We start from the raw sequence: 24126 nt of genomic DNA on the forward strand, positions 1-24126 counted from the left end.
CAGCCGCGTTACCGTTTGCGATCGCCGCCCGGCGCAGAGAATGAGGCCGGGCGGCGCAGCTGCAATACCCGGCCTTGCGTCGTTTCCTGGCGCAAGGCCGGCGCATGGGCGCTGGCGCGCAACCGGTCCAGGTGCCAGTCGGGCATGGCCTCGGCCGGCATCGGCCGCGCCACCAGGTAGCCCTGCGCCTGGTCGCAACCGAGTTCGCGCAGCAGCGTCATATCCTCCACCGTTTCGATCCCCTCCGCAACCGACGTCACGCCCAACTCGCGCGCGGTGGCGATCGCGTGGCGCAGGAGCGGCTTGACGTGCGGGCGCTGCCACGCCCCGTGCACCAGTTGGCGATCCAGTTTCAGTTCGCTGAACGGAAAGCGCGCCAGCCGCAGCATCGACGCATGGCCGGCGCCGTAGTCGTCCAGCGACAGCCCGAAGCCGTGCAGGCGCAGCTTGATCAGCATGCGCAGCGCGGTGGCCAGGTCGGCCACCTCGGCATATTCGACGATCTCGAAAGTGAGGTAAGTGGGCGGGATGCAGGCGCGCGCGACGGCGGCGATCAGTTCACTGGCCAGGTGCGGGTCGGTCAATGACAGCGGCGACAGATTAATCGACAGCGGCAGCGCCAGGCCGGCGCGGTTCCAGGCCTGCCAGTCTTGCAGCGCCAGGCGCACCACTTCCATTGTCACCTGGTCCATCATGCCGGCCGCTTCCAGCTGCGGCAGGAAGGCGCACGGCGCCAGCAGGCCCTGGCCCGGCAGGCGCCAGCGCAGCAGCGCTTCCGCTCCTTGCAACTGGGCCCTTGTGCCTTGCAGCGCTACCTTGGGCTGGTAGTGCAGTTCGAACTGGTCGCTGCGGATGGCATCGTGCACCTGCGCTGCATCCACCGCCAACGCCGTCCGCGTGTGCGGTACTTCCCGGCGTGGCGGTGGCGGCGTGGTAGGGCCGTCGTGGGTGCAAGCGCGGATTGCGGCCTGCAGTGCGGTTGCCTGCGCCGGCTTGGGCACCGCGCCCAGCGCCCGCAAGCCCAGTGTGGATGCCAGTGTGAGCGCCGCGTCCTGGATCCGTTCGCACACGGCGCTGCAAATCACTACGCTGGTGGCTGGGGCCAGCATCGACAGCGCCAGCAGCAGGTCGGCGCCGTCCATGTCGGGCAGGTGCAGGTCGAGGATCACCAGGTCGGGGGCAGCCGGCAGCGATTCAACCAGTTCCAGCCCGGTCGTGCCGTCATGCGCCCAGCCGTTGACGCGCACGCCGCATTGGCGGCACAACGCAATGGTGGCCTCGCAGGCGCGCCGGTCGCCGTCGATGACGACCACCCGCAGCGAGTGCTGGCCGGGCGCGAGGCTCATGCTGCGCTCCGTTGCAGCCGGCCCGCCAGCCGCAGCGACGGCGTTGTCGCCGACGTTGCCGCTGAGGTTGCCGGTTCAGTTGCGGGCACCCGGCGCGGATCGGCGATGCGGAAGCGGCCCACCGCCTGCGCCAGCCGCACCGACTGCTCCTGCAGCGACTGCGCTGCGGCGGCCACTTGCTCCACTAGCGCGGCGTTCTGCTGCGTGCCCTGGTCCATCTGCACCACGGCGTCGCTGCAGGCGGCGATACCCTGGTGTTGTTCTGCGCTGGCGTGGCGGATCTGGCCGAGCAGGTCGGCTACCCGCGCCACGCCGGTCACGATCTCCTGCATCGCGACGTCGGCAGCGCGCACTTGCTCGCCGCCGGCATCGGCTTGCGCTACCGAGGCCTTGATCAGCGCACCTACCTGGCGCGCGGCGTCGGCCGAGCGGTGCGCCAGTTGCCGCACTTCGCCAGCCACCACCGCGAAGCCGCGCCCCTGTTCGCCGGCGCGCGCCGCCTCCACCGCCGCATTGAGCGCGAGGATATTGGTCTGGAAGGCGAGGGCGTCGATGATGCCGACGATGTCGGCCATCTGCGCCGACGAGGCGCGAATCGCCGCCATGCGGTCGCTGACGGCGGCCACCGCCGCGCCGCCCTTGCCGGCGGCTTGCGAGGCGTGTTGCGCCATGTCGCTGGCGCGCCGCGCATGGTCGGCGTTCTGCTGCACGGTGACGGTCAGCTGTTCCATCGCCGCCGCCGTCTCCTGCAGGCTGGCCGCCTGCTGCTCGGTGCGCGCCGACAGATCGAGGTTGCCGCTGGCGATCTGGGTGTAGGCGGCGGCAATCAGGTCGGTGTCGGCGCGCACCTGCGCCACCAGTGTCCCCAGGCTGGCGCGCATGCGCTCCATTTCATACAGCATGCTCACCTGGTCGCCTGGACGCAGCGTGATGGCGGCGCTCAGGTCGCCCTCGGCGATGCGGGCGGCGGTGTGCGCGGCCTGGTCAGGTTCGCCGCCGAGCGCGCGGCGCAGGCGCATGATGATCAGCGCAGCGGCGGCGCCCGAGAGCAGCAGCGCCGCCAGGCCCAGTCCCAGCATGGTGGCGCGGTTGCGGGTGTAGGCGTGCGCCGCGTCTTCGCGGGCCTGGCGCATCAGGGCTACCTCGTTGTCGATCTGGGTTGCCAGCGCAGCGCGGCACGCTTGCAGCATGGCTTTGAGTTCGGTGTTGAGCAAGGTGTTGGCTTCGGCGTTGCGGTCCGCCTGTTCGAGCGAGATCAGGCGCTCCTGGCCGGCCGTGTAGCCATCGTAGGCGTTGCGTACCCGGGCCAGCGCGGTGCGACCCGACGGGGTGACCACGCGGCGGTCCAGCTGGGCGATGGCTGCTTCGATGTCGCGCCGGTAGCCGTGGATGTTGTCGATCTCCTGCATGCGCACGCCGGCGTCGTCGCTGAGCATGATGTTGCGCAGCGAGACCGCGATGTCCGTCACGCGCAGGCGCACGCCGGTGGCCAGTTCGATCTTGGGCCAGCGGTCATCGGCCATGCCGGCAGTGGCGGCATTGAGCTTGGCCTGCTCCTGCAGCGCCAGCGCGATGACGGCGGCCAGCAGGAGGCACATCAGGCCGAAGCCGGCCATGAGCAGGTTGGCGACCTTGATGCGGGAGATTTTCATGGGGGACCTGTGCGGTGGTGTGGAAGGCTACAGGATAGGGCCGCGCGCTGCCGCGCCATGGCTACAGATCGCGCCATGGCGGGGGAGTACAGTTGTGCGAAAAGTCAGCCGCTGCGACGCAATGGCTCCATCAACTCGCCCGCGACCAGGCCCAGCGTGCGCACTGCCGCTTCCATTGCCGGGTTCCACGGATAGCTGTAGTTCAGGCGGATGTGGTGGCGCCAGGCGCCGCTGGCGGCGAACATGTCGCCGGCGGCCAGGCTGATGCCGCGTTCCTGCGCGCGCGCATACAGTTCCAGCGCCTGCACGCCGGGCGGCAGACCGACCCACAGCAGGTAGCCGCCGGCGGGTGTCGAGACGCTGGTGCCGTCGGGGAAAAAGCGCAGCACGGCCGCCGCCATGATGCTGGCCTGCTGTGCCAGGGTTTTGCGCACCCGCCGCAGGTGGTAGTCGTAACCGTCGGTGCGCAGGTATTCGGCGATCGCCAGTTGCGGCAGCGACGGCATGCTGGGGGAGTTGAGGAACTTGAGCCTTTCCACTTGCGCGTGGCAGCGCCCGGGCAGGGTCCAGCCGATGCGCCAGCCGTTGGTCAGGCTCTTGGAGAACGAATTGCAGTGCATGACCAGGCCGTGCGTGTCGAAGTGCTTGAGGCTTGCCGGATGGCTGTCGCCGTAATACAGCTCGTGATAGACATCGTTCTCGATCACCGGCAGATCGTGGCGCGCCAGCAGGTCCACCAGCGCGCGCTGGCATTCCTCCGGCATGCGGAAGCCCAGCGGGTTCTGGAAGTTGGGCATCACCACGCACGCTGCCACATCGTCCGTCTCGATGGCGCGTTCCAGCGCCGCCAGGTCGATTCCCCGTTGCGGATCGGTGGCGATTTCCAGCACCCGCATACCGAGTCTTCTGACTGCCTGCAGCAGCGCGTAATAGGTGGGCGTTTCCACCGCGATGGCGGCGCCCGGCCGCGCCACTGCTTGCAGGCACAGGTTGATGGCTTCGGTGGCGCCGGCAGTGACGATGATTTCGGAGGCATCGACAGCCAGCCCGTTGTCCAGGTGACGGCGGGCGATCTGGCGTATCAGTTCCGGGTTGCCGGGCGGGAGGTCCGACAGCGGCATGCGCCCGCCGCTGCGGCGCCCGATGCTGGTGGCGTAGTGATTGAGGCGCGCCCACGGGAACAGCGCGGGATCGGGGTAGGGGGAGCCGAACGGCACGCTGCCCTGGTCGATCGAGCGCAGGGTGGTGAGCACCAGCGCGCTGATGTCGAGCGATGGCGCGCGCGCCACCTCGGCCGGCGCCGGCGGCAGCGGGGCAGTCGAGGGCAGCGCCGCGCCGGGCGGGCGACGGCGCACGAAGTAGCCTGATTGCGGCCGGCTTTCGATCACGCCCTGGCTCTCGAGCAGCAGAAAGGCGCGGATCACGGTGGAGACGCTGAGGTTGTGGTGCTGGCTGGTATGGCGCACCGAAGGAATGCGTTCGCCCTCGCGGATTACGCCCTGGGCGATCTGTCCGGCGATGTCCGCCGCCAGCGTCTCATACAGTTTCAAGGCGTTCTCCGAGATGGCAATGAACACAGCTTATGCCAACCGGAAGTTACCGGATATTATACTTTGGTTGCTAACGGCGGGCTTTTGGTGACGTTTTACCTATACCGAAGTATAGGGGAGCAAACCATTGGTTACACCTTATAATCCCGTGGATTACTATGATAATGACAAGGTTGAAGATGCGTCGGGACGCCAGAACACCGCTGCTTTCCACACTGCTGATCCTCAGCACGCTGCTGATTTTCATCCTCGACACCTTCACGCCGCTCGATGTCGCCATCGCCGTGCTGTACGTGGTGGTGGTGCTGTTGTCGGCCAGCGTATGGCAGCGGCGCGGCGTGCTGTGGACTTGCGGCGCATGCCTGGTGGCCACCGCGCTGTCATACGTGGTCACCCATCTCGACGTGTTTTCGGTCGCGGCGGTAGGGCGCATGGTGGTCAGCATGTCCGCCATCGGCATCGCCACCTTCCTGGTGCTGCGCGGCCAGGAAGCCACCAACGCGCTGCTGGCGCGCGAAAAGGCGCTGCGCCGCAGCCAGGCTTTCCTGGCCGGCTCCCAGCGTATCAGCAAAACCGGCAGTTTCAGCATCAAGACCCCGGGCGGCGACATGTTCTGGTCCGACGAGGCCGCACGTATTTTCGACTACGCGCCCGACATTACTCCCACCATCGACCTGATACTGGCGCGCACCGCGCCAGACGACCGCGTGATGGTGCGCGCGGCGTTCGACCGCTGCATCGAGTGCCTGGGCAGCGTCGATCTGCGCCATCGCCTGGTGATGACTGACGGCTCGATCAAGTATGTGCAGGTGCTGGCCGAACCGCTGTTTTCGCGCGATGGCGACTGCGAATATCTCGGTTCGATTACCGACGTCACCGCCGCCGTCGTATCAGAGCACGCCTTGCACAACTCGCAGGTGCAGTTGCAGCACGCCACCCGCGTCACCATGCTCGGCGAACTCGCCGCATCCATCGCGCACGAAGTGAACCAGCCGCTGGCCGCCATTTCCACCAACGGCGAGGCCTGTCTGCGCTGGATGAACCGTCCGCAACCGGACCTGGAAGAAGCGCGCTACACCGTCAACGCCATTCTCGAAGCGAGCGCCCGCGCCACCGGCGTGATCAAGCGCATCCGCGCGCTGGCGCGCCGCAGCGACCCGCAGCACCTGGGAGTGGACCTGAACCTGCTGGCCGAGGAGAGCGTGGACCTGGTGCGGCGTGAACTCAATAACCACCGGGTGGCGCTGGTGCTCGAACTGGAGGCCGGCCTGCCGCCGGTCAACGGCGACCGCGTGCAGCTGCAGCAGGTGATCATCAACCTGCTGATGAACGCCATCCAGGCCATGCACCATTGCCCGTCCGGCCAGGCCGTGCTCACGCTGCGCACCGAGCGCCGCGCCGACGACACGCTATGGCTGGGCGTGACCGATACCGGTCCCGGCATCCCGCCCGCCGAGATGCCGCGCCTGTTCGAAGCCTTTTACAGCACCAAGCCCGATGGCATGGGCATGGGCCTGCCGATCTGCCGCTCCATCATCGAAACCCACGGTGGCCGCATCTGGGCCGTCGAACCTGAAGCTGACGCCCCGGCCGGTGCTACCATCGTGGTTTCCCTGCCTGCCATGGATGCTGCATGAATCCCCCTGACATCGAACCGCTGATCTACCTGGTGGACGACGACGCGCTGCTGCGCGACGCCATCGGCAGCCTGCTGCGTTCCGTGGGCATGCGGGTGGCTGCCTACCCGTCGGTGGCGGCGTTCCTGGCCGTGCCGCCCGTGGATGTCACCAGCTGCTTGCTGCTTGATGTACGTCTGCAGGGCGTAAGCGGGCTCGATTTCCAGGCTGACCTCAATCGCGAGGGCGTGCCGCTGCCGGTGATCTTCATGACCGGCCATGGCGATATTCCGATGTCGGTGCGGGCCATGAAGGCGGGCGCCATCGACTTTCTGGCCAAGCCGTTCCGCGACCAGGACCTGCTCGACGCCATCAACGTGGCGCTGCAAGCGGACAGCGCGCGCCGCAGCCGCGACCAGGCCCTGCACGCGGTCACCGCGCGCTACGCCACGCTCACCCCGCGCGAACGCGAAATCATGGCGCTGGCCGCCCGCGGCCTGATGAACAAGCAGATCGCCGGCGAGGTGGGCACCAGCGAAATCACGGTCAAGATCCATCGCGGCAACGCCATGCGCAAGATGGAAGCGAAAACCTTTGCCGACCTGGTACGCATGGCCGAGGCGCTGGGGCTGGCCTGAGCACCGCCCCTCTCATACCCATGTATGATTCCGGGATCCTGCCCGGACCGGTATTGTTCTCCCATGCGCTGGACGGCCGCTAGCCGCCGTTCGAACATGGGAGTACTTAGTGTTTCAACCAGATCCAGATTTTTCCAATATTGCCATCGTTGACGACGACGAGTCGGTGCGGGTGGCCTTGCGCAGCCTGCTGCGCTCCTACGGCTACTCGGCCCATGCCTACGATTCGGCCGGCGCACTGCTGGCCAACGAGGCGTTGGGCGGCTACCACTGCGTGATCACCGACCTGCAAATGCCCGGCATGAGCGGTATCGAGCTGCTCGAGCAGCTGCGCCGCCAGGGCAATGCGCTGCCGCTGATCCTGATGACCGCCTTCCCGGAAGCGACGCTGCGCAAGCGCGCGCTGTCGGGCGGCGCCAGCTGCTTCCTGAGCAAACCATTCGAGGCCAATGCGCTGCTGCGCTGCCTGCGCCAGGCCAGCGGCGCCGAACCCACCCCTCCACTGGAGTAAGCGATGCACCCCTCCGCCAGCCGTTCGCGCCATGTCATATACATCATGCTGCTGCTGGTTATCGCTGCCAGCCTCGCGCTGTCGGCGGCGATGGAGAGGACCGCCAACACCATCCGCCGCAACGAGACGCCGCTGCTCACTGTGATCATCCCGCAGCTGCGCTACCTCGGCGATTTCGAGAGTGCGCTGCTGCGGTACCAGCTGGCGTTCGATAAACGATACACGGAGTCGATTACGCCGGACCGCTTCCGCTTCCTGGAACGCATGGGCCGCAGCGAACTCGATTCCACACTGGGGCAACTGCGGCCCAGCCTGGGCGATGGCCCGGAGCTGGGCGTATTGCGCGACGGCACCCTGCGCATCGTCGCCATGGCGCCCGAATTCGAGCGCCTGGTGGGCGCCGATACCGATGCCAAAGCCGATGCGCATTCCGAGGCCGCGCGCCGCCTGCTGGTGACGATGAACGACGACGTCAAGGCGCTGCGCACGCAAGTCGATGCGATGCAGCTGCGGGTCCAGGAAGCGCTGTACGACAACGGCACGCTGGCTGGCCGCAGCATTTCCTCGATCACCGCGCTGATCCACATTTTCGATGTGCTGGCCGTGCTCACAGGCCTGTTCCTGCTGTACCACGTCCGGGCACGGGTGCGGGTGGAGGATGAACTCAAACACCTGGCCGGCCACGACCCGCTCACCGGACTGCCGCACCGCCGCGCCTTCGAGGCCAGGCTGCACACGCTGGCCGCCCAGCCCGCGAGCAGCGGCCGCCACGCCGTGGTACTGGGCACCATCGACCGCTTTTCGCGCATTATCGGCGGCTTCGGCCACGCTTTCGGCGACCGCGTGATGGTGGGACTGGCGGTCCGTTTGCGGCTGGCGGCCGAGCGCAGCGGCGGTGAAGTGTTCCGCCTCGACGGCGCCAACTTCGCCATCCTGTACCGGGTGGGCTGCGACAGCGTGGAATTCGAGCTGGCGCTGGCCGGCCTGCGCGAGGAAGTGCGCAATCCCTACGACTGCGAAGGCCACGAGATTTTCACCACATTGAGCCTGGGCGCGGCCAGCTATCCGCTGCACGGCCAGTCGCCGCAGGCGCTGCTGCGCCATGCCGACGCCGCGTTACAGGCGGCGCGCAAGGCCGGCGGCGACAGCCTGGTCACTTATGGCCCGGAGCTGACGGCGCAAACCGGCGAGCGGCTGGACATGGAAGCGCTGCTGCGCCACGCCATCGAACGCGACGAACTGGAACTGCATTACCAGCCGCAGCAAGGCCTGCGCGACGGCCGCCTGGTGGGCTTCGAGGCGCTGCTGCGCTGGCGCCGCATGGGGCAGCTGATATCGCCGGCCGATTTCATTCCCATGGCGGAGGAATCGGGCCTGATCGTGCCGATCGGTAAATGGGTGATCGAGGAGGGCTGCCGACAGGCCGCCGAATGGCACCGCGAGACCGGCCAGGCGGTGCAGGTGGCGATCAACATCTCGCCGCGCCAGTTTGCCGCACCGGGCTTCCTGGCGCACCTGGAGAGCGTGCTGGCCGCCACCGGCGTGGAGCCTTCGTCGATCGAGCTGGAAATCACCGAGAGCGTGATGGTGGAAAACGCCGAAATGGCGATTGCGCTGCTGCAGCGGCTGCGTGGCCTGGGGTTGAAACTGGCCATCGACGATTTCGGCACCGGCTATTCCAGCCTGGCGTACCTGTCGCGCTTCCCGATCCACAAGCTCAAGATCGACCAGTCGTTCGTGCGCAATATGCACACCGTGAGCGAGCAAAGCACGATCGTCCAGGCCACCATCAGCCTCGGTCACAGCCTGGGGCTGACCGTGATCGCCGAAGGCGTGGAGACGGAACAGCAGCGCACCATGCTGGCCGCCTGGCGCTGCGACGAAATCCAGGGCTATTGCTACGCCCGCCCACTGCCCGCCGCGATGGCGCGGCGGTTTATCGAGGACGGCCTGCAGCTGCAGGCGGCGTAAAAGCGCTCCATCGCGTCAACTGAACGCCCTGACAAAACCTCCAGAGCAAGGAGCTGCAACGAAGACAGTACGCCAGTACGGCAAGGCGCTGCAACGCCGCGCTGGAGGTTTTTCAGGCGTTCAGTTGCGGCGGAAGCGTTTGCCCATGCCAGGCTTTAATGTGTCGGCGCAGTCGCCGCAAAAACCGTACAGCGACAGCGAGTGCTCGTGCAGCACGAAGTTGCGTTCGCGGGCCACGGCTTCCTGGCGCTGCTCGATTTCGGCGTCGAGGAATTCCTCCATCTTGCCGCAATTGGTGCAGATCAGGTGGTCGTGGTGGCCGCCTTCATTGAGTTCGAAGACCGAGGCGACCGATTCGAAATGGCGGCGGATCAGGATGCCGGCATCGGCAAACTGCATCAGCACCCGGTACACGGTGGCCAGTCCCATGTCGATGCCCTCGTCATGCAGCAGCCGATAGACATCGTCGGCATTCATGTGCTTGGACTTCGATTCCTGGAAGAGCTGCAGGATGCGCAGGCGGGGCAGGGTGGCCTTGAGGCCCAGTTTACGGAGTTCTTGTGGAATATCCATGCGGTTGGTCGTCAACAGTCCTAAGAAATGATAATGATTCTTATTCGCACTATAGCGGGTATTTGTTTCCTCTGCAACGTACGATTGGCTTGCGCACCACCTTTTTCGGGCGGCGACGTCCTATAATCGTCGGTCTCCGTTCCTTACCGCATACAAGCCAGTAACCTCGTGAACTATCCCTTCCTCAACGGCGGCGGCCATATCGCGCAGATCATCGCCTACTACGACTGGGCCAGTACCGCGCTGGGCGCCATCGACACCTGGCCGCAATCGCTCAAGACCACCGTGTCGACCATGTTGCGGTCCACGCTGCCGATGGTGGCGCTGCTGGGCGAGGACGGTGTGATGATCTATAACGACGGCTATTCCGAGTTTGCCGGCCGCCGCCACCCGATGTCGCTCGGTTCCAACGTGCGCGAGTCATGGCCCGAGGTGGCCGAGCATAACGACTACGTGATCCGGGTGGCGCTGGCCGGCGGCACGCTGGCGTACAAGGACCAGGAAATGACGTTGCTGCGCTCCGGCAAACCGGAGCAGGTGTGGATGAACCTCGACTACGCACCGATCCTGGACGAAGCGGGCAAGCCGTTCGGGGTGCTGGTGGTGGTGGTGGACACCACCGACAAGATCCGCGCCGAGCAGCAGCTGCGCGCCAGCGAAAACACCTTCCGTACCCTGGCCCAGGCGATTCCCAGTCAGGTGTGGTCGGCCGACGCCGACGGTTCGCTTAACTGGTTCAACGAGCAGGTGTACCGCTATTCCGGCACCCAGCCCGGCCAGTTGACCGGCGATGCCTGGACCGTCATCGTCCACGCCGACGACAGCGAGAAGGTGGCCGCTGCCTGGCGCGCCTCGGTCGCCACCGCGCAGAATTTCGAGGTCGAATACCGGATCCGCCGCGCGGACGGCGCCTGGCGCTGGCATATCGTGCGCGCCATGCCCATCATCGACGACAACGGCGTGGTGCAGCGCTGGGTAGGCACCAGCACCGATATCGAGGACCAGAAAGCCACCGCCAGCAAATTGCAGCTGCAAGTGGCCGAGCGCACGGCGGAGCGCGACCGCATGTGGCGCCACGCCACCGATGTCATGCTGGTGACCACGCTCGACGGCTGGATCACCGCCGCCAATCCGGCCTTTACCCGCCTGCTGGGCTGGGACGAGGCGGAAATCATCGGTACCTCGATCCACAAGATCATCCACCCGGACGACGCCCAGTCGTCGATTGCCGAAATGGACTCGCTGGCGCAGGGCCACAGCACCTTCAAATTCGAGAACCGCACGCTGCGCAAGGGCGGCGGCCATGCCATCCTGTCCTGGACCGCCGTGCCGGACGAGGGCTTTATCCACGCCGTGGGCCGCGACATGACGGCGGAACGGGCGGCTGCCGAAGAGATGCGCCGCACGTCGCTCAAATTGCAGCAGGCGCAGAAGATGGAAGCTATCGGCAAGCTCACGGGCGGCGTGGCGCACGACTTCAATAACCTGTTGCAGGTCATCTCCGGCAACCTGCAACTGCTGGCTGCCGACGTGGCCGACATGTCGCGCGCCCAGCGCCGCGTGGAGCAGGCGCTGGCCGGCGTTACCCGTGGCGCCAAGCTGGCCAGCTACCTGCTGGCGTTTGGCCGGCGCCAGGCGCTCGATCCGCGCGTGGTGCGCATCGGCCGCTTCATCGCCGGCATGGAAGACATGCTGCGGCGCAGCCTGGGCGAGGAAATCGAGGTGGAAACCGTGATCTCGGGCGGCTTGTGGAACACGCTGGTCGATACCGCCCAGGTGGAAAACGCAGTGCTCAACCTGTGTATCAACGCGCGCGACGCCATGGACGGCGTGGGCAAGCTCACCATCGAGGTGGGCAACGCCATGCTCGACGACCACTACGCACGGAACCACCCGGAACTGTCTCCGGGCCAGTACGTGATGATCGCCGTCAGCGACACCGGCACCGGCATGTCGCCCGAGATCATGGCGCAGGCCTTCGACCCGTTCTTTTCCACCAAGCCCGAAGGCAAGGGCAGCGGCCTGGGACTGTCGATGGTGTATGGCTTCGTGCGCCAGTCCGGTGGCCACGTGCAGATCTACAGCGAGCCCGGTTGCGGCACCACGGTCAAGCTGTACCTGCCGCGCTCCACCGATATCGAGGACGCCCCGGCGCCGCCGGAAACGCGCGCCGTGGTCGGCGGCCAGGAGACCATCCTGGTGGCCGAAGATGACGAAGGCGTGCGCGCCACCGTGGTCGAAATGCTGGGCGAACTCGGTTACCGGGTTTTAAAGGCAAACGACGCCGCCAGCGCCCTGTCCATCATCGACAGCGGCATGCCGATCGACCTGCTGTTTACCGACGTGGTGATGCCCGGCCCGTTGCGCAGTCCCGAACTGGCGCGCAAGGCGCGCGAACGCCTGCCCGGCATTGCGGTGCTGTTTACGTCCGGGTACACCGAGAACGCCATCGTCCACGGCGGCCGGCTCGACGCCGGCGTGGACTTGCTGGGCAAGCCGTACACCCGCGAAGCGCTGGCGCGCAAGGTGCGCCATGTCCTGGCCAACCGCCAGCACGCGGCGCAACTGACGGCGCAACCGGCAGCGGCGATGCTGGCCCAGCTGACGCGCAGGACGGAGGTGGTCGAAGCGCCGGAAATGGCTGAACATGCCGAACTGGCGGAAGCTGGCGAAGCGGCCGATACGTCGGCGGATACGACCGACATGGCGGCTACCTCTGCAACGGCAACGATGGCTCCTGATCGGCTGCCCGGCGAGCCTGCAGGGCAGCCGGATGGCGGGCACCGGGATGCCGGCCACCGGGACGCCGGCCGCCGCATCCTGCTGGTGGAGGACGAACCGGAACTGCGCGAGACCACCGCCGAACTGCTCGAACTGCTGGGCCATCAGGTCACCGCCTGCGGCGACGCTTCCAGCGCCCTGGCCGCGCTGGACGGGGGCGAGTTCGACATCATGCTCACCGATATTTCGCTGCCCGACCTGTCGGGCGAGGTACTGGCCGCGCGCGCGCTGGCGTTGCGACCAGGCCTGCGGGTGATTTTCGCCAGCGGTCAGACGCCGAGATCCATGCTCGATGGCGCGCAATTGCTGCTCAAGCCGTTCAGCATCGAGCAACTGGTGGAAGCGCTGGAACGCACCTGACCAGGGGTGCCAAAACCCGCGCTAATTTAGTAATACAAAGTAACTATTGGTGTATTTCTATCAAACAATTGGTGGTTTTTGGTGAGAATCTTTGGTATATTTCCGTATGGCATGAAATTGGCCATTGGGTAGTGCTGGTAACACCTCATCGCGCCCGGCTTCGGCTGGTTGCGCAGGGCCGCATTGATGCGGCCCGTCCGAATTTCCTGCCCCCCATTTTTTTAGTTAGTGCAGACGCCCGTCCGGGCCCGCCCGCGCGCATTCGCCGGGCGGCCCGTGGCATGGGCGAGGAGCCTCACATGATCGTTCAACTGTTTGCGCGCTGGCTGCGCCGCGGGCTCGATACCTATATCTCGCTGCCGCTGTTCGCGCTGGCGCTGCTGGCCGGCCTGTGGCTGCTGTCTTGGCACGACATCGAGCAGGGCCGCGAACGCGCCCGCGCCGCTGCCGTCAACACGGTAGGCGAAATATTGGGCACCTACGAGGCGCAAGTGGCGCGCAGCGTGGACAGCATCGACCAGACCCTGCGCGTGATGAAGTACGCGGTCGAGCGCAGCGGTTCGCCGGGTGCGCTGACCGAGCTCGCGCGCGAAGGCCTGCTGCCCCCCAGCATGGTGTTCGCCGTGAGCATGGCCGATCGCGACGGCATGGTGGTGGCCAGCAATCCGCGCGCGCAACCGCTCTCGGTGGCCGATCAGGCCTATTTCCTGTATCACCAGCAGCGCGACAGCGGCGGCATTTTTGTCAGCCACGCCCAGCGCGACGCCGTCAAGTCCGACGCCCACCTGCATTTCACGCGCAGGCTGGACGACGCCCGTGGCAATTTCGCCGGCATCGTCATGCTGGAAACCGATCCCGCCTACTTTACCAGCGACTACGAGCGCAGCCGCCTGGGTGAACGCGGCATGCTGGCGCTGGTCGGCGCCGACGACGTGGTGCGCGCGCTGCGCGTGGGCGACCAGGTGTCGTACGGCCAGCAACTGCCGGCCGGCGGTGTCGATGTGGACGACGGCGTGAAGCGCTTTGCCGCCGCGCGCGAGCTGCACCAGGTGCCGCTGCGGGTGGTGGCGGGTCTGGACGAAAACGAGCAGATGGCGCCGTTCGAGCGCGAAACGCGCGACAAGCTGTGGGTCATGGCCATGGTCAGCCTGGTGCTGATCGTGGGCACTGTGCTGCTGTGGATCTGGGCCTGGCAGGGCGCGCGCAACCGCACCCGCGTGCGCCGTGCGCGTGAAACCTTTGCCGCCGCTTCCGCTGCCAGCCTGGATGCCTTCTTCGTGCTGCGCGAGGTGCGCGATGCCGGCAATGCCATCACCGACTTTCGCTTCATCGACGTCAATGCCCGCGCCGAGCGCATGACCGGCATGTCGCGCGCCGAATTGTGTTCGATGACGCTGCTGGAAATGATCCCGGAAGCGCAAAAAGGCGGCATGTTCCAGTTGCTGGTGCAGGCCAGCGAGGACGGCGGTGTGCACGAGCGCGAATGGGAAAATACCACCCAGCCGCGCTACCCGCGCTGGATGCAAAAGCAGGTGGTGTCGGTGGAAGGCGGCATTGTCGCCATCGTGCGCGACATCACCGAGCGCAAGCTGGCCGAGGAACGCATGCTGCACCTGGCCCACCACGACAACCTCACTGGCCTGCCCAACCGTATCCGCATCACCGAGCGTCTGAGCCAGATGGTGGCCGATGGCGGCTCCGTGATGGTCGCTTTCATCGATCTCGATGGCTTCAAGCTGGTTAACGATGGCCTGGGCCACAACGCCGGCGACGAACTGCTCAAGGTGGTGGCCGAGCGCATGGCCGGCTGCGTGCGCGCCGGCGACACGGTGGGCCGTTTCGGCGGCGACGAATTCGTGCTGATGCTCGATGCCGAGGGCGCCGACCAGTCGGCGCGCGCAACCGCCGTGATCGAGCGCGTGCGCCACGCGGTGCTGCAATCGATGTGCGTGGCAGGGCAGGAGGTGCAGGTCAGCTGCAGCATCGGCGTGGCCGTCTATCCGCACGACGGTGGCGACGCCGAAACCCTGCTGATGCATGCCGACGCCGCCATGTACCGGGCCAAGGACCTGGGCAAGAACAATTACCAGTTCTACACCCGCGAAATGAACGTCAATATCGAGGAAAAGCTGCGCCTGATGGAAGGGCTGCGCGTCGCCCTCGACCTGCAGCAGTTCCACCTGATGTACCAGCCCAAGGTGGACATGCGCAGCGGCCGCATCTTCGGCTGCGAGGCACTGGTGCGCTGGGACGATCCGGCGCGCGGCGTGATCGGGCCCGATCGCTTCATCCCGCTGGCCGAGGAAAGCGGCATGATCGTGGCGCTGGGCGAATGGGTGCTGCGCACCGCCTGCTTCCAGAACCAGGCCTGGCAGGACGCCGGCCTGGCGCCGCTGCGCATTTCCGTCAACGTCTCGCCGCGCCAGTTCGAGGAACAGGGCCTGGTGGACCGCGTGGCGCGGGCGCTGGCCGACAGCGGCATGGAGCCGCGCTGGCTGGAGCTGGAAGTGACCGAAGGCGTGATCATGCGCGACCTGGCGCAGGCGGTGGAAAAGATGGGGCAGTTGCGGGCGATGGGCGTGTTCCTGTCGATCGACGACTTCGGCACCGGCTATTCAAGCCTGTCGGCCTTGAAGTCGTTCCCGATCAGCACCCTCAAGATCGACAAGTCCTTCGTGCGCGACCTGGGCCGCAGCGACGGCGACGAGGCCATCGCCAGCTCCATCATCGGCCTGGCGCATCGCCTGAAGCTGCGCGTGATCGCCGAGGGCGTGGAGACCGAGCAGCAGCGCAGCTTCCTGTCCGAGAACGGCTGCGACGAATTGCAGGGCTATTTGATCAGCCGTCCGTTGCCGCCGGAGCGGCTGGCGTTGATGCTCAATCCCGCCGATTTGATTGCAGCCTGAGCCGGCGTAACCGCTGTTGTACAATCGTTTTCCAACGTTTATGCAGACAGGAAGACATACATGGCTATTCGGGTACACCATCTCAACAAAAGCCGCTCGCAGCGCATCGTCTGGCTGCTCGAAGAACTGGGCCTGCCGTACGAACTGGTACGCTACCAGCGCGACGCCGTCACCAATTTCGCCCCGCCCGAACTCAAGGCCATCCACCCGCTGGGCAAATCTCCGCTGCTCGAAGATGACGGTGTGCTGATCGAGGAATCGGGCGCCATCGTCCAGTACCTGCTGGACCGCTACGGCAAGGGCGCGCTGCAACCAGCCCCCGGCACGCCCGCCGCGCTGCGCCACCTGCAACTGATGCACTTCGCCGAAGGCTCGGCCATGATCCCGCTGCTGCTGCGCATTTACGTTTCGCGCCTCGGCGACGGCGGCGTGCCGCTGCACGGCCGCATCGACAGCGAAGTGACGAACCACTTTGACTACCTGGAAAGCATCCTCGAACCATCGGGCTACTTCATCGGCGACAGCCTGACCGGCGCCGACATCATGCTCAGCTTCCCGGTCGGCATCGCCGTCAAACAGCCCGAAGGCAGCCGCTGGCCGCGCCTGCAAGCCTTCACCGCCGCCATCGAAGCGCGTCCGGCGTGGCAGAAGGCGATGGCGGCAACCGAGGGTTGATAAGGGCGGGCACGTTGCAGCTATCTACTTAACTTTTTGCAGAATTTTCAGCCTGTGCCCGCCTAGTTGCACTACCTGGTCAAAGGTGGACTTTGTCGTGTCGTTCGGTGCTGCGCGCGCTGAAATCAGAGTGCCTAACGCCGCCAGATCACGGTTCCATATCGCCAGCGCTGCTGGATCAAAATTGAAAGCGTGAAACTGATTTGCGTTGATTATCGAGGAGGCCAATCTCAGCCTTTCGCAAGACGTACCTCGCGCGGCGTAAGTACGGAGACAATGGTGTTCCCATCCTCGCCAGGCTCGTAGATAACCCTAAAGCCAGAGGCAACGTTTCGAACCTTAAGCAGCTGGCTGCCAACCTTCACGATCTTGGTAGAGGCATCGCTGTCAGGGGATCGCTGTTCAACCGCCGCGATAATTTCTGTCTTGAAGCGCGACGGTATCCTGCCCCACGCCAGCTTGGCGGGAGCTGAAATCCGGGTACTTACAGCATTGTTCGAGGGGGGATCGTATTCCAATGATTTTGGTTTGGTCAGTCTGGTAACCATTTGATTGCTCCCTGGGAATTTGCTTGCCACTCTAGGGTGGGGCAATGTGGGCAAGAAGGGTTTTCGTTCGATTATAAACTGTTCCAGCCCACTTATTCGTCTGACACGCAGGAGGGCCGCTTGTGCAGCAGCCCGCGCTGCGGGGCCAAGGCGCGAGTGGTATTACATGGTCAACACGATTTTCCCGACATTCAGACCATCTTCCATGCGCTGCTGCGCGGCGCCGGCCTGGGACAGCGGGAAGACGCTGTCGATGACCGGGGTCAGGCCATCCTTGCCGAACTGCGACAGCCAGCGTTCCTTGAAGCGACGCGACATGGCGTGCTTGACTTCCTGGCTGCGCGACTTCATGACCGTGCCGATGATGTGCAGGTGTCGGTACAGCAGGCGGTCGAGCGGGATTTTTGCGTTCTCGATGCCGCCCATGATCCCGATCTGCACCAGGCGCCCGCCGAAGTTCAGCGCATTGACGTTGCGCTCGAAGTACGGCGCGCCGATGAAGTCGAGGATCACGTCCACGCCGCGATCGCCGGTCAGCGTTGCCACCACCTGCGCGAAGTCTTCGTACTCGTAGTCGATCGCGTGGTGGGCGCCCATGCGGCGCACCAGGTCGTGGGCGCTTGCCTGCGCGGTCGTGATCACGGTGGCGCCGGCCGCGCGCGCCAGCTGCACGGCCGCGCCGCCCACGCCGCCGGCGCCGGCGTGGATCAGCACCGTTTCGCCTTTTTCCAGCCTGCCCAGGTGGAGCAAGGCTTCGTGCGCGGTGACGAAGACTTCGGTGATTGCCGCTGCCTGGATGTAGTCGAGGCCTGCAGGAATCGGCATCGCCATGCGATGGTCTATGCGCGAGACTTCGGCATACGCGCCGCCACCGACGATGCCCATCACGCGGTCGCCGAACTTGAATTCCTTGACGTTGGCGCCGACGGCAATCACTTCGCCAGCGATTTCCAGGCCCATGATGGCGGAGTCGCCGAAGTCGGGCCAGCCGTAGCCGCCGCGCCGATGGGTGAGGTCGGCGCGGTTGACGCCGGCCGCGTGGGTGCGCACGATCAGGTCGTCGGGACGCAGTACCGGTTCGGGCACGTCGCCCAGTGTGAGGACGTCGCTGGCGCCGAATTTGTCGAAGGTGATGGCTTTCATGATGGGTTCCTGAAAAAGTAGAGGTGAATCGAGCTTAACGACGAACCACCGGTTTGATAATCAGCCCCTGCCGACTAACCGCTGTGCACACCGCGCACAAGTGGTGGCAGTCCACCGCCAGCCCACGCGGCCGCGCCACATCTTCCTGCGTCGTGCTTTCGCTTTTGTTTTTACCGCCGTTCTTTGACGCAGAGTTGTTGTGCTTATTGCTGGCGATGTTTCGCTACATCCGCCGCCGTCACCTTGCCCTGCTTGCTCCCGAACTGGTAAATCACGTAGTTGCTCAACTGCGCGATCTCGTCGTCGGTGAACGACGCCCGGAACGACGGCATGAACACTTCCGCGCCGGCGATCTGGGCGCGGGTGCCGGACAGGATCATCTGCACCACGTTGCGGCCTGACGGGTCGTTTACCGAGCGCGCGCCCAGCAGCGCGGCGTACTGCGATTGCGGGCCGGCGCCGTTCCATTGATGGCAGCTGGCGCAGCTGCTTTCGAACAGGCGCAGGCCGTCCTTGAGGTTGGCCGGGGTGCCCGGTGCCGGGGCGTACGGGCCTGCCGCAGCCACGCTGTCCGGTTTGGGATTGACCACGATCGGATTGTCGCCGGTGCGTGGCGGCACGCTGCGCAGGTAGGTGACCAGGTTGCGGATATCGGCCGGGTCCAGGTATTGCAGGCTGTTTTCCACGGCTTCGCGCATCGGTCCCGAGGCCGCGCCGTGGCCCGGTGCGTGGCCGGCGCGCAGGTACTGGTACAACTCGGCGTCGGTCCATTTGCCGATGCCGTGGACCGGGTCGGACGTGATATTGGGCGCCTGCCAGCCGTTGACCACGGCGCCGCTCAGTTCATTGCGGTGGTCGAGCGCGAAGCCGATGTTGCGCGGCGTGTGGCACTCGGCGCAGTGGGCCAGCGCGATCGCCAGGTAGGCGCCGCTGTTCCATTGCGCCGATTTGTCGGGGGCGGGCTTGAAACGCTCGCTCTTGAAGAACGCCGCGTTCCAGAAGCCCATTGCCCAGCGCTGGTTGAACGGGAATGCCAGGTCCGGTGTCGGCGTCTCCTGCGTGACTGTGGGCAGGCTGAATAAATACGCCTTGATCGCCAGCGCGTCCTCGCGGCTCAGCAGCGAATACGACGTGTACGGGAAGGCCGGGTAGAGCCGCTTGCCGTCGTGGCGCACGCCGTCGTGCAGCGCACGCACGAAGTCGTCGTCGCTGTAGTTGCCGATGCCGGTCTTCTGGTCGGCCGTGATGTTGGACGAGTACAGGGTGCCGAACGGCAGCTTGAACGGCAGGCCGCCGGCAAACGGCTTGCCGCCGGAGACGGTGTGGCACGCCACGCAATCGGCTGCCTTGGCCAGGTATGCGCCGCGCACGATCTTCGACGCGGACGCCGGCGCGCCGGCCAATACCGGCGCCGTGCCCGGGGTGGGATCGGATCGGGTGAGGTAGAAGTAAGCTGCCGTACCGAGGATGGCGGCGCACACGGGCGCCAGGATCACGATGCGTTTCATGCCTTGCTCCCTTTTTGTGCCAGCAGCTCGCGGCGGATCGGCAGCTCGCGCAGGCGCACGCCGGTGGCCGCAAAGATTGCGTTGGCCAGTGCCGGTGCGGCAATCGCCGTGCCCACTTCGCCGATGCCGCCGGGCGCCTCGGTGTTGTGGACGATGTGGACTTCCACGTCGGGCGTTTCGTTCATCCTGATCATGCGGTAGTCGTTGAAATTGCTTTGCTCGATGGCGCCGTTGGCGATGGTCACTTCGTTGAACAGCGCGGCGGACAGGCCGAACAGCAGCCCGCCCTGGATCTGCGCTTCGATCGAGCCGGTGTTGACAGGAATGCCGCAATCGACCGCCACCACGGCGCGCCGCAGGCGCACGTCGCCGGCAGGCGTGACTTCCACCTCCACCATCGCGCATACCTTGCTGCCGAACGGCTCGCCCAGCGCCACGCCACGGGCCACGCGCGGGGGCAGGGCGGCGCCCCAGCCCATCTTGGCGGCCGCCAGGTCCAGCACTGCGGTGGCACGCGGATTGTGGCGCAGCAGGGCGCGGCGCCATGCCACCGGATCGGTCTTGGCGCAGTGAGCCAGTTCATCGAAAAAGCTCTCGACGATGAACAGGTTGTGCAGCGCGCCCACGCCGCGCCACCAGCCGACCAGCAAACCGGGCGGCATGTCGTGGCGCACCCATTCCACCTTCATGTTGGGGATGGCGTACGGCATGTCAGCCACGCATTCGATGGCGTCGCCATCGAGACCGTTCGGGCGCATGCCACCCGGCCGCCAGCGGCCCAACACGGTGGCGCTGCAAATGCGGTCGCCGTACCACACCGGCATGCCCTTGGCATCGACCACCGCCGAAATCACGTCGTGGTACATAGGGCGCACGATGTCGTGGCCGATGTCTTCTTCGCGGGTCCAGATGATCTTGAGCGGATACTTGACCAGTTTGGCGAACATCACTGCCTGGTCCACGTAGTCGCTCTCGAGCCGGCGGCCGAAGCCGCCGCCCAGGTATTGCGGGTGCAGCACCACCTGTCCCACCGCCAGGCCGGTAATTTTCGCGGCATTGGCCACCACCCGGGTCGGTACCTGGGTGCCGGCCCAGATCTCGCAGCGATCGGCGGTGACGTGGACGGTGGCGTTAAGCGGCTCCATGGTGGCGTGAGCCAGCATCGGCAGCTTGTAGGTTGCCTCGATCAATTCGCCTTGCGGGCGCGTGCCTGCTTCGCGCCCGACGATGGCCTTGCCGCTGGCCTGGCTGGCAGCCAGGCCGGCGCGCAGGTCGCGGGTGGTGAGCATGGCATTGGCGCCCCGGTCCCATTCGATGTCGAGCAGCTCCATGCCGCGGTTGGCCGCGCCGAAATGCACGGCCACCACGGCCACCGCGTTGGCTATCCTGAGCACTTCGATCACGCCGGGTTCGGACCGCGTGGCGCGGTCGTCGAACTTCACCAGCTTGCCGCCGAAAGTGGGGCAGGCCTTCACTGTCGCCACCCGCATGCCGGGTACGCTGACGTCGATGCCGAATTTTGTGGTACCGGCCACCTTGTCGGCCGAATCGAGGCGCGCCATCGGTTTGCCGATCAGGCGGAATTCGCCGGGCGACTTGAGTTTGACGTCGCCGGGGTCGGGCAACCGGTTGGCGGCGGCAGCCACCTGGCCGTAGGTGAGCGTCCTGCCGCTGGCCTGGTGCCGGATCACGCCACGTTCGACCACGCAGTCGCCGGGCGCCACCTTCCACTTCGCGGCAGCCGCCGATACCAGCAGGGTGCGGGCGATGGCGCCTGCCGTGCGCAGTTCGGTGAAGGTGCTGCGGGTGCTGGTGGAGCCGCCGGTGATTTGCCCCTTGAGCAGCTTCATGCCATACAGCTCGTCGCTGGCCGGTGCATGTTCGACCTGGATCTGGTCCAGGCCCACGTCCAGTTCTTCGGCCAGCAGCATGCACGAACCGGTGTAGATGGCCTGGCCCATTTCCACCATCGGCATCACCAGGCGAATGGCGCCGCTGGCGTCGATGCGCACAAAGGCGTTGGGGGCAAACGCAGGCGCGCCGTCGGCTGCTGCCGCCCTGGCGTCGCCGGGCTGGCGGTGCGGGGTGACCGCGCCGAGGGCGGTCTTGGGCGTGGCCAGCCACACGAAGGCCACCGACAGGCCGGCAGCTTTCAGCAACTGGCGGCGCCCGGTCGAAACGGTGTCAATGACGTGGCTCATTTGCGGCCTCCGATCGTGGCGACGGGAATGGCTTGCGTGACCACGATCTTGCCGGTAGCCGCCTGCTTGATGGCGGCTCGGATGCGCACGTAGGTGGCGCAGCGGCAGATATTGCCGGACATGGCGGCGTCGATATCGGCATCGGTGGGGTTGGGCGTGCGCTCGAGCAGCGCGGCGGCCGACATGATCTGGCCCGACTGGCAGTAGCCGCATTGGACCACGTCCACCGCCAGCCACGCATCCTGGATGCGTTTGCCGCTGTCGGTGGCGCCGACCGCTTCGATGGTGGTCACCTCGCGGTTGCCGACGCTGGACACGGGCAGCACGCACGATCGCACCGGGTTGCCGTCCAGGTGCACGGTGCAGGCGCCGCACTGGGCGATGCCGCAGCCGAACTTGGTGCCGGTCATGCCGATCACGTCGCGGATCACCCACAGCAGCGGCGTGCTGCCCTCGACATCCACGACATGTTCGTGGCCGTTCACCCTTAGCGTTTGCGCCATTGTCCTGCTCCTCAAAGTTGGTGTTCCATTCGTTTTTGAGCGTAACAATGTTTTGACAAGGCGATAACTGGCCGTTGGTAATAAGCCGTTATGCGCCTTTTGCACAAATGCCATTTAGAGCGCTCTTAGGCCTGGCTGATGAATTTATTGGTCAGATAGTGACCGATGCCCTCGGCGCCGCCTTCGGAGCCATGGCCGCTTTCCTTCATGCCGCCGAACGGCAGTTCGGTGGCGACGATGCGGTACTGGTTAATGCCGATCATGCCCGCTTCCAGGCCGTCGCCCACGTCGAGCGCGGTGCGGGCATTCGTCGTAAAGGCATATGCCGACAGGGCGTAGGGCAGGCGGTTGGCTTCCGCCAGGCCGTCGGCGAGGGTGTCGAACGGCAGCAGCACGGCGATCGGACCGAATGGTTCTTCATGCATGATGCGCGCCGTCATCGGCACGTCGGCCAGCACGGTGGGCTCGAAAAAATAGCCGGGGCGGTCGATGCGTTTGCCGCCGGCCAGCACGGTGGCGCCCTGTTCGACGGCGTCCGCAACCAGGGCCTCCATTTTGGCCAGTTGACGCGGATTGGCCAGTGGGCCAACCTGCGTCTGCGGCGCCATGCCGTCGCCGATCACCAGCGCGCCGGTGGCGGCGACGAAGCGTTCGACAAACTGGTCGTACACGCCGCGCTGGACCAGGAAGCGGGTGGACGAGATGCAGATCTGGCCCGTGCCGCGAAAGCGATTGGCCGCACCGCCGACGGCGGCAGCCTCGATATCGGCATCGTCGAACACCAGCACCGGACCATGGCCGCCCAGTTCCAGCGTGATCGGCTTGACGCCCGCAGCGGCCCGTTCCGACAGCAGCCGGCCCACCGGCACCGAGCCGGTGAACGCCACCTTGCGGATCACAGGCGAGGCGATCAGCCTGGCGGACACCATGTCCGGCACGCCGAACACCACTTGCAGCACGCCCTTGGGCAGGCCGGCGTCGTCCAGGCAGCGGGCCAGCGCCAGCGCGGTGGCCGGGCTTTCCTCGCCCGGTTTCAGGATCACGCTGCAGCCGGCGGCCAGCGCCGCCGACAGCTTGCGGGCCGGGGTGATGGCCGGGAAGTTCCACGGCGTGAAGGCGGCCACGGCGCCGATCGCCTGGCGCTTGACCAGTTGCTGCACGCCGGGGCGGTTGGACGGCACCACGCGGCCATCGATGCGGCGCGCCTCCTCGGCGAACCACTCGAAGTATTCGGCTGCGCGCAGCACTTCGTCGCGGCTTTCGGCCAGCGGCTTGCCTTCCTCGAGCGTCATCAGGGTGGCGATGTGCTCGGCGCGCTCGCGCATCAGCGTGGCTGCCTGGCGCAGGATGCGCGAGCGTTCGGCCGGCACGGTGTGGCGCCAGATGTCGAAGGCGGTGCGCGCGGTAGTCAAGGCCAGGTCCAGGTCGGCGGCGGTGGCAAGCGGCACGCGGCCCAGGATGGCGCCGCTGGCGGGGTTGATGACGGGTGCGGTGTCGCGGTTGCCCGCATCGAGCCAGGCGCCGTCGATGAACAGGGAGAGTTGGTCGTAATCCGGTGTGTGCATTATTTTTTCCTTGGTAGAGTTGAAGTGCCGTGGAAGAAGCGTAAAACCGGACGGCGTGCGTGATAAGCGGGCGCCGTCC

The 24126-nt window shown here is 66.1% G+C and carries 17 protein-coding genes; 7 read left to right on the top strand and 10 right to left on the bottom strand.

Translation table 11 applies throughout. The features are described 5' to 3' along the window. Positions 1–8: 8 nt before the first annotated feature. From F8197_RS01435 to F8197_RS01445, 3 genes are all read right to left on the bottom strand, one after another. A complete protein-coding gene (locus tag F8197_RS01435) occupies positions 9–1346 on the bottom strand; it encodes an EAL domain-containing response regulator (RefSeq protein ID WP_152879406.1) in 1338 nt (445 codons plus the stop codon). Then, positions 1343–2998 (bottom strand): methyl-accepting chemotaxis protein, encoded by a 1656-nt coding sequence (locus F8197_RS01440; protein WP_152879408.1) that lies wholly within the window; start codon positions 2996–2998, stop codon positions 1343–1345. The genes F8197_RS01435 and F8197_RS01440 overlap by 4 nt, the downstream gene beginning before the upstream one ends. A gap of 104 nt (positions 2999–3102) precedes the next feature. After that, positions 3103–4548, bottom strand: coding sequence for a PLP-dependent aminotransferase family protein (locus tag F8197_RS01445; protein WP_152879410.1), 1446 nt, complete (start codon positions 4546–4548; stop codon positions 3103–3105). Between the two features lie 179 nt (positions 4549–4727). On the opposite strand from F8197_RS01445, the gene F8197_RS01450 reads away from it, so the two are divergent. The 4 genes from F8197_RS01450 to F8197_RS01465 all read left to right on the top strand — a co-directional run bounded on the left by F8197_RS01450 (position 4728) and on the right by F8197_RS01465 (position 9284). Beyond that, the gene (locus F8197_RS01450; protein ID WP_193333301.1) at positions 4728–6185 is read left to right on the top strand and encodes a sensor histidine kinase; all 1458 of its coding nucleotides are present in this window, start codon (positions 4728–4730) and stop codon (positions 6183–6185) included. Continuing rightward, positions 6182–6802, top strand: a complete 621-nt coding sequence (locus F8197_RS01455; RefSeq protein WP_152879414.1) for a response regulator transcription factor — start codon at positions 6182–6184, stop codon at positions 6800–6802. Before F8197_RS01450 ends, F8197_RS01455 begins: the two co-directional genes overlap by 4 nt. Before the next feature lie 109 nt (positions 6803–6911). After that, positions 6912–7313, top strand: coding sequence for a response regulator transcription factor (locus tag F8197_RS01460; RefSeq protein WP_056146271.1), 402 nt, complete (start codon positions 6912–6914; stop codon positions 7311–7313). 3 nt (positions 7314–7316) lie between these two features. Continuing rightward, positions 7317–9284, top strand: coding sequence for a bifunctional diguanylate cyclase/phosphodiesterase (locus tag F8197_RS01465; RefSeq protein ID WP_152879416.1), 1968 nt, complete (start codon positions 7317–7319; stop codon positions 9282–9284). Positions 9285–9404: 120 nt separating this feature from the next. On the opposite strand, the gene fur is transcribed toward F8197_RS01465, so the two are convergent. Further along, on the bottom strand, positions 9405–9857 hold the full coding sequence (gene fur / locus F8197_RS01470; protein ID WP_152879418.1) for a ferric iron uptake transcriptional regulator: 453 nt from the start codon (positions 9855–9857) through the stop codon (positions 9405–9407). Between the two features lie 168 nt (positions 9858–10025). Between fur and F8197_RS29355 the strand changes: the two genes are divergently transcribed. The 3 genes from F8197_RS29355 (at position 10026) to F8197_RS01485 (ending at position 16579) form a co-directional block, all read left to right on the top strand. Next, the gene (locus F8197_RS29355) at positions 10026–12998 is read left to right on the top strand and encodes a PAS domain S-box protein (RefSeq protein ID WP_373996751.1); all 2973 of its coding nucleotides are present in this window, start codon (positions 10026–10028) and stop codon (positions 12996–12998) included. Between the two features lie 299 nt (positions 12999–13297). After that, positions 13298–15904, top strand: a complete 2607-nt coding sequence (locus tag F8197_RS01480; RefSeq protein WP_152879421.1) for an EAL domain-containing protein — start codon at positions 13298–13300, stop codon at positions 15902–15904. A gap of 60 nt (positions 15905–15964) precedes the next feature. Beyond that, positions 15965–16579: a glutathione S-transferase family protein gene (locus F8197_RS01485; protein WP_152879423.1), complete on the top strand. Its 615-nt coding sequence runs from the start codon at positions 15965–15967 to the stop codon at positions 16577–16579. A 230-nt stretch (positions 16580–16809) separates the two neighbouring features. Here F8197_RS01485 and F8197_RS01490 read toward each other — a convergent pair whose 3' ends face one another. The 6 genes from F8197_RS01490 to F8197_RS01515 form a co-directional block, all read right to left on the bottom strand. Then, positions 16810–17127: a hypothetical protein gene (locus tag F8197_RS01490; protein WP_152879425.1), complete on the bottom strand. Its 318-nt coding sequence runs from the start codon at positions 17125–17127 to the stop codon at positions 16810–16812. A gap of 162 nt (positions 17128–17289) precedes the next feature. After that, on the bottom strand, positions 17290–18270 hold the full coding sequence (locus F8197_RS01495) for an NAD(P)H-quinone oxidoreductase (RefSeq protein WP_152879427.1): 981 nt from the start codon (positions 18268–18270) through the stop codon (positions 17290–17292). Between the two features lie 203 nt (positions 18271–18473). After that, positions 18474–19778, bottom strand: coding sequence for a cytochrome c (locus F8197_RS01500; RefSeq protein ID WP_152879429.1), 1305 nt, complete (start codon positions 19776–19778; stop codon positions 18474–18476). Beyond that, positions 19775–21979 carry a molybdopterin cofactor-binding domain-containing protein gene (locus F8197_RS01505; RefSeq protein ID WP_152879432.1) on the bottom strand — a complete coding sequence of 735 codons (2205 nt, stop codon included), beginning with the start codon at positions 21977–21979 and terminating at the stop codon, positions 19775–19777. Before F8197_RS01505 ends, F8197_RS01500 begins: the two co-directional genes overlap by 4 nt. After that, positions 21976–22482, bottom strand: coding sequence for a (2Fe-2S)-binding protein (locus tag F8197_RS01510; RefSeq protein ID WP_152879433.1), 507 nt, complete (start codon positions 22480–22482; stop codon positions 21976–21978). Before F8197_RS01510 ends, F8197_RS01505 begins: the two co-directional genes overlap by 4 nt. Before the next feature lie 125 nt (positions 22483–22607). Then, positions 22608–24047, bottom strand: coding sequence for an NAD-dependent succinate-semialdehyde dehydrogenase (locus F8197_RS01515; protein WP_152879435.1), 1440 nt, complete (start codon positions 24045–24047; stop codon positions 22608–22610). Positions 24048–24126: the final 79 nt, after the last annotated feature.

This window comes from Duganella sp. FT27W, assembly GCF_009295655.1.
GTDB lineage: Bacteria > Pseudomonadota > Gammaproteobacteria > Burkholderiales > Burkholderiaceae_D > Rugamonas > Rugamonas zoogloeoides.

What these genes read in the sequence shown, in the direction of transcription:
- F8197_RS01435 (WP_152879406.1), bottom strand. Translation starts at nt 1,346, where the DNA reads ATGAGCCTCGCGCCCGGCCAGCACTCGCTGCGGGTGGTCGTCATCGAC.
- F8197_RS01440 (WP_152879408.1), bottom strand. Translation starts at nt 2,998, where the DNA reads ATGAAAATCTCCCGCATCAAGGTCGCCAACCTGCTCATGGCCGGCTTC.
- F8197_RS01450 (WP_193333301.1), top strand. Translation starts at nt 4,728, where the DNA reads ATGCGTCGGGACGCCAGAACACCGCTGCTTTCCACACTGCTGATCCTC.
- F8197_RS01455 (WP_152879414.1), top strand. Translation starts at nt 6,182, where the DNA reads ATGAATCCCCCTGACATCGAACCGCTGATCTACCTGGTGGACGACGAC.
- F8197_RS01465 (WP_152879416.1), top strand. Translation starts at nt 7,317, where the DNA reads ATGCACCCCTCCGCCAGCCGTTCGCGCCATGTCATATACATCATGCTG.
- fur (WP_152879418.1), bottom strand. Translation starts at nt 9,857, where the DNA reads ATGGATATTCCACAAGAACTCCGTAAACTGGGCCTCAAGGCCACCCTG.
- F8197_RS01480 (WP_152879421.1), top strand. Translation starts at nt 13,298, where the DNA reads ATGATCGTTCAACTGTTTGCGCGCTGGCTGCGCCGCGGGCTCGATACC.
- F8197_RS01485 (WP_152879423.1), top strand. Translation starts at nt 15,965, where the DNA reads ATGGCTATTCGGGTACACCATCTCAACAAAAGCCGCTCGCAGCGCATC.
- F8197_RS01490 (WP_152879425.1), bottom strand. Translation starts at nt 17,127, where the DNA reads ATGGTTACCAGACTGACCAAACCAAAATCATTGGAATACGATCCCCCC.
- F8197_RS01495 (WP_152879427.1), bottom strand. Translation starts at nt 18,270, where the DNA reads ATGAAAGCCATCACCTTCGACAAATTCGGCGCCAGCGACGTCCTCACA.
- F8197_RS01500 (WP_152879429.1), bottom strand. Translation starts at nt 19,778, where the DNA reads ATGAAACGCATCGTGATCCTGGCGCCCGTGTGCGCCGCCATCCTCGGT.
- F8197_RS01505 (WP_152879432.1), bottom strand. Translation starts at nt 21,979, where the DNA reads ATGAGCCACGTCATTGACACCGTTTCGACCGGGCGCCGCCAGTTGCTG.
- F8197_RS01510 (WP_152879433.1), bottom strand. Translation starts at nt 22,482, where the DNA reads ATGGCGCAAACGCTAAGGGTGAACGGCCACGAACATGTCGTGGATGTC.
- F8197_RS01515 (WP_152879435.1), bottom strand. Translation starts at nt 24,047, where the DNA reads ATGCACACACCGGATTACGACCAACTCTCCCTGTTCATCGACGGCGCC.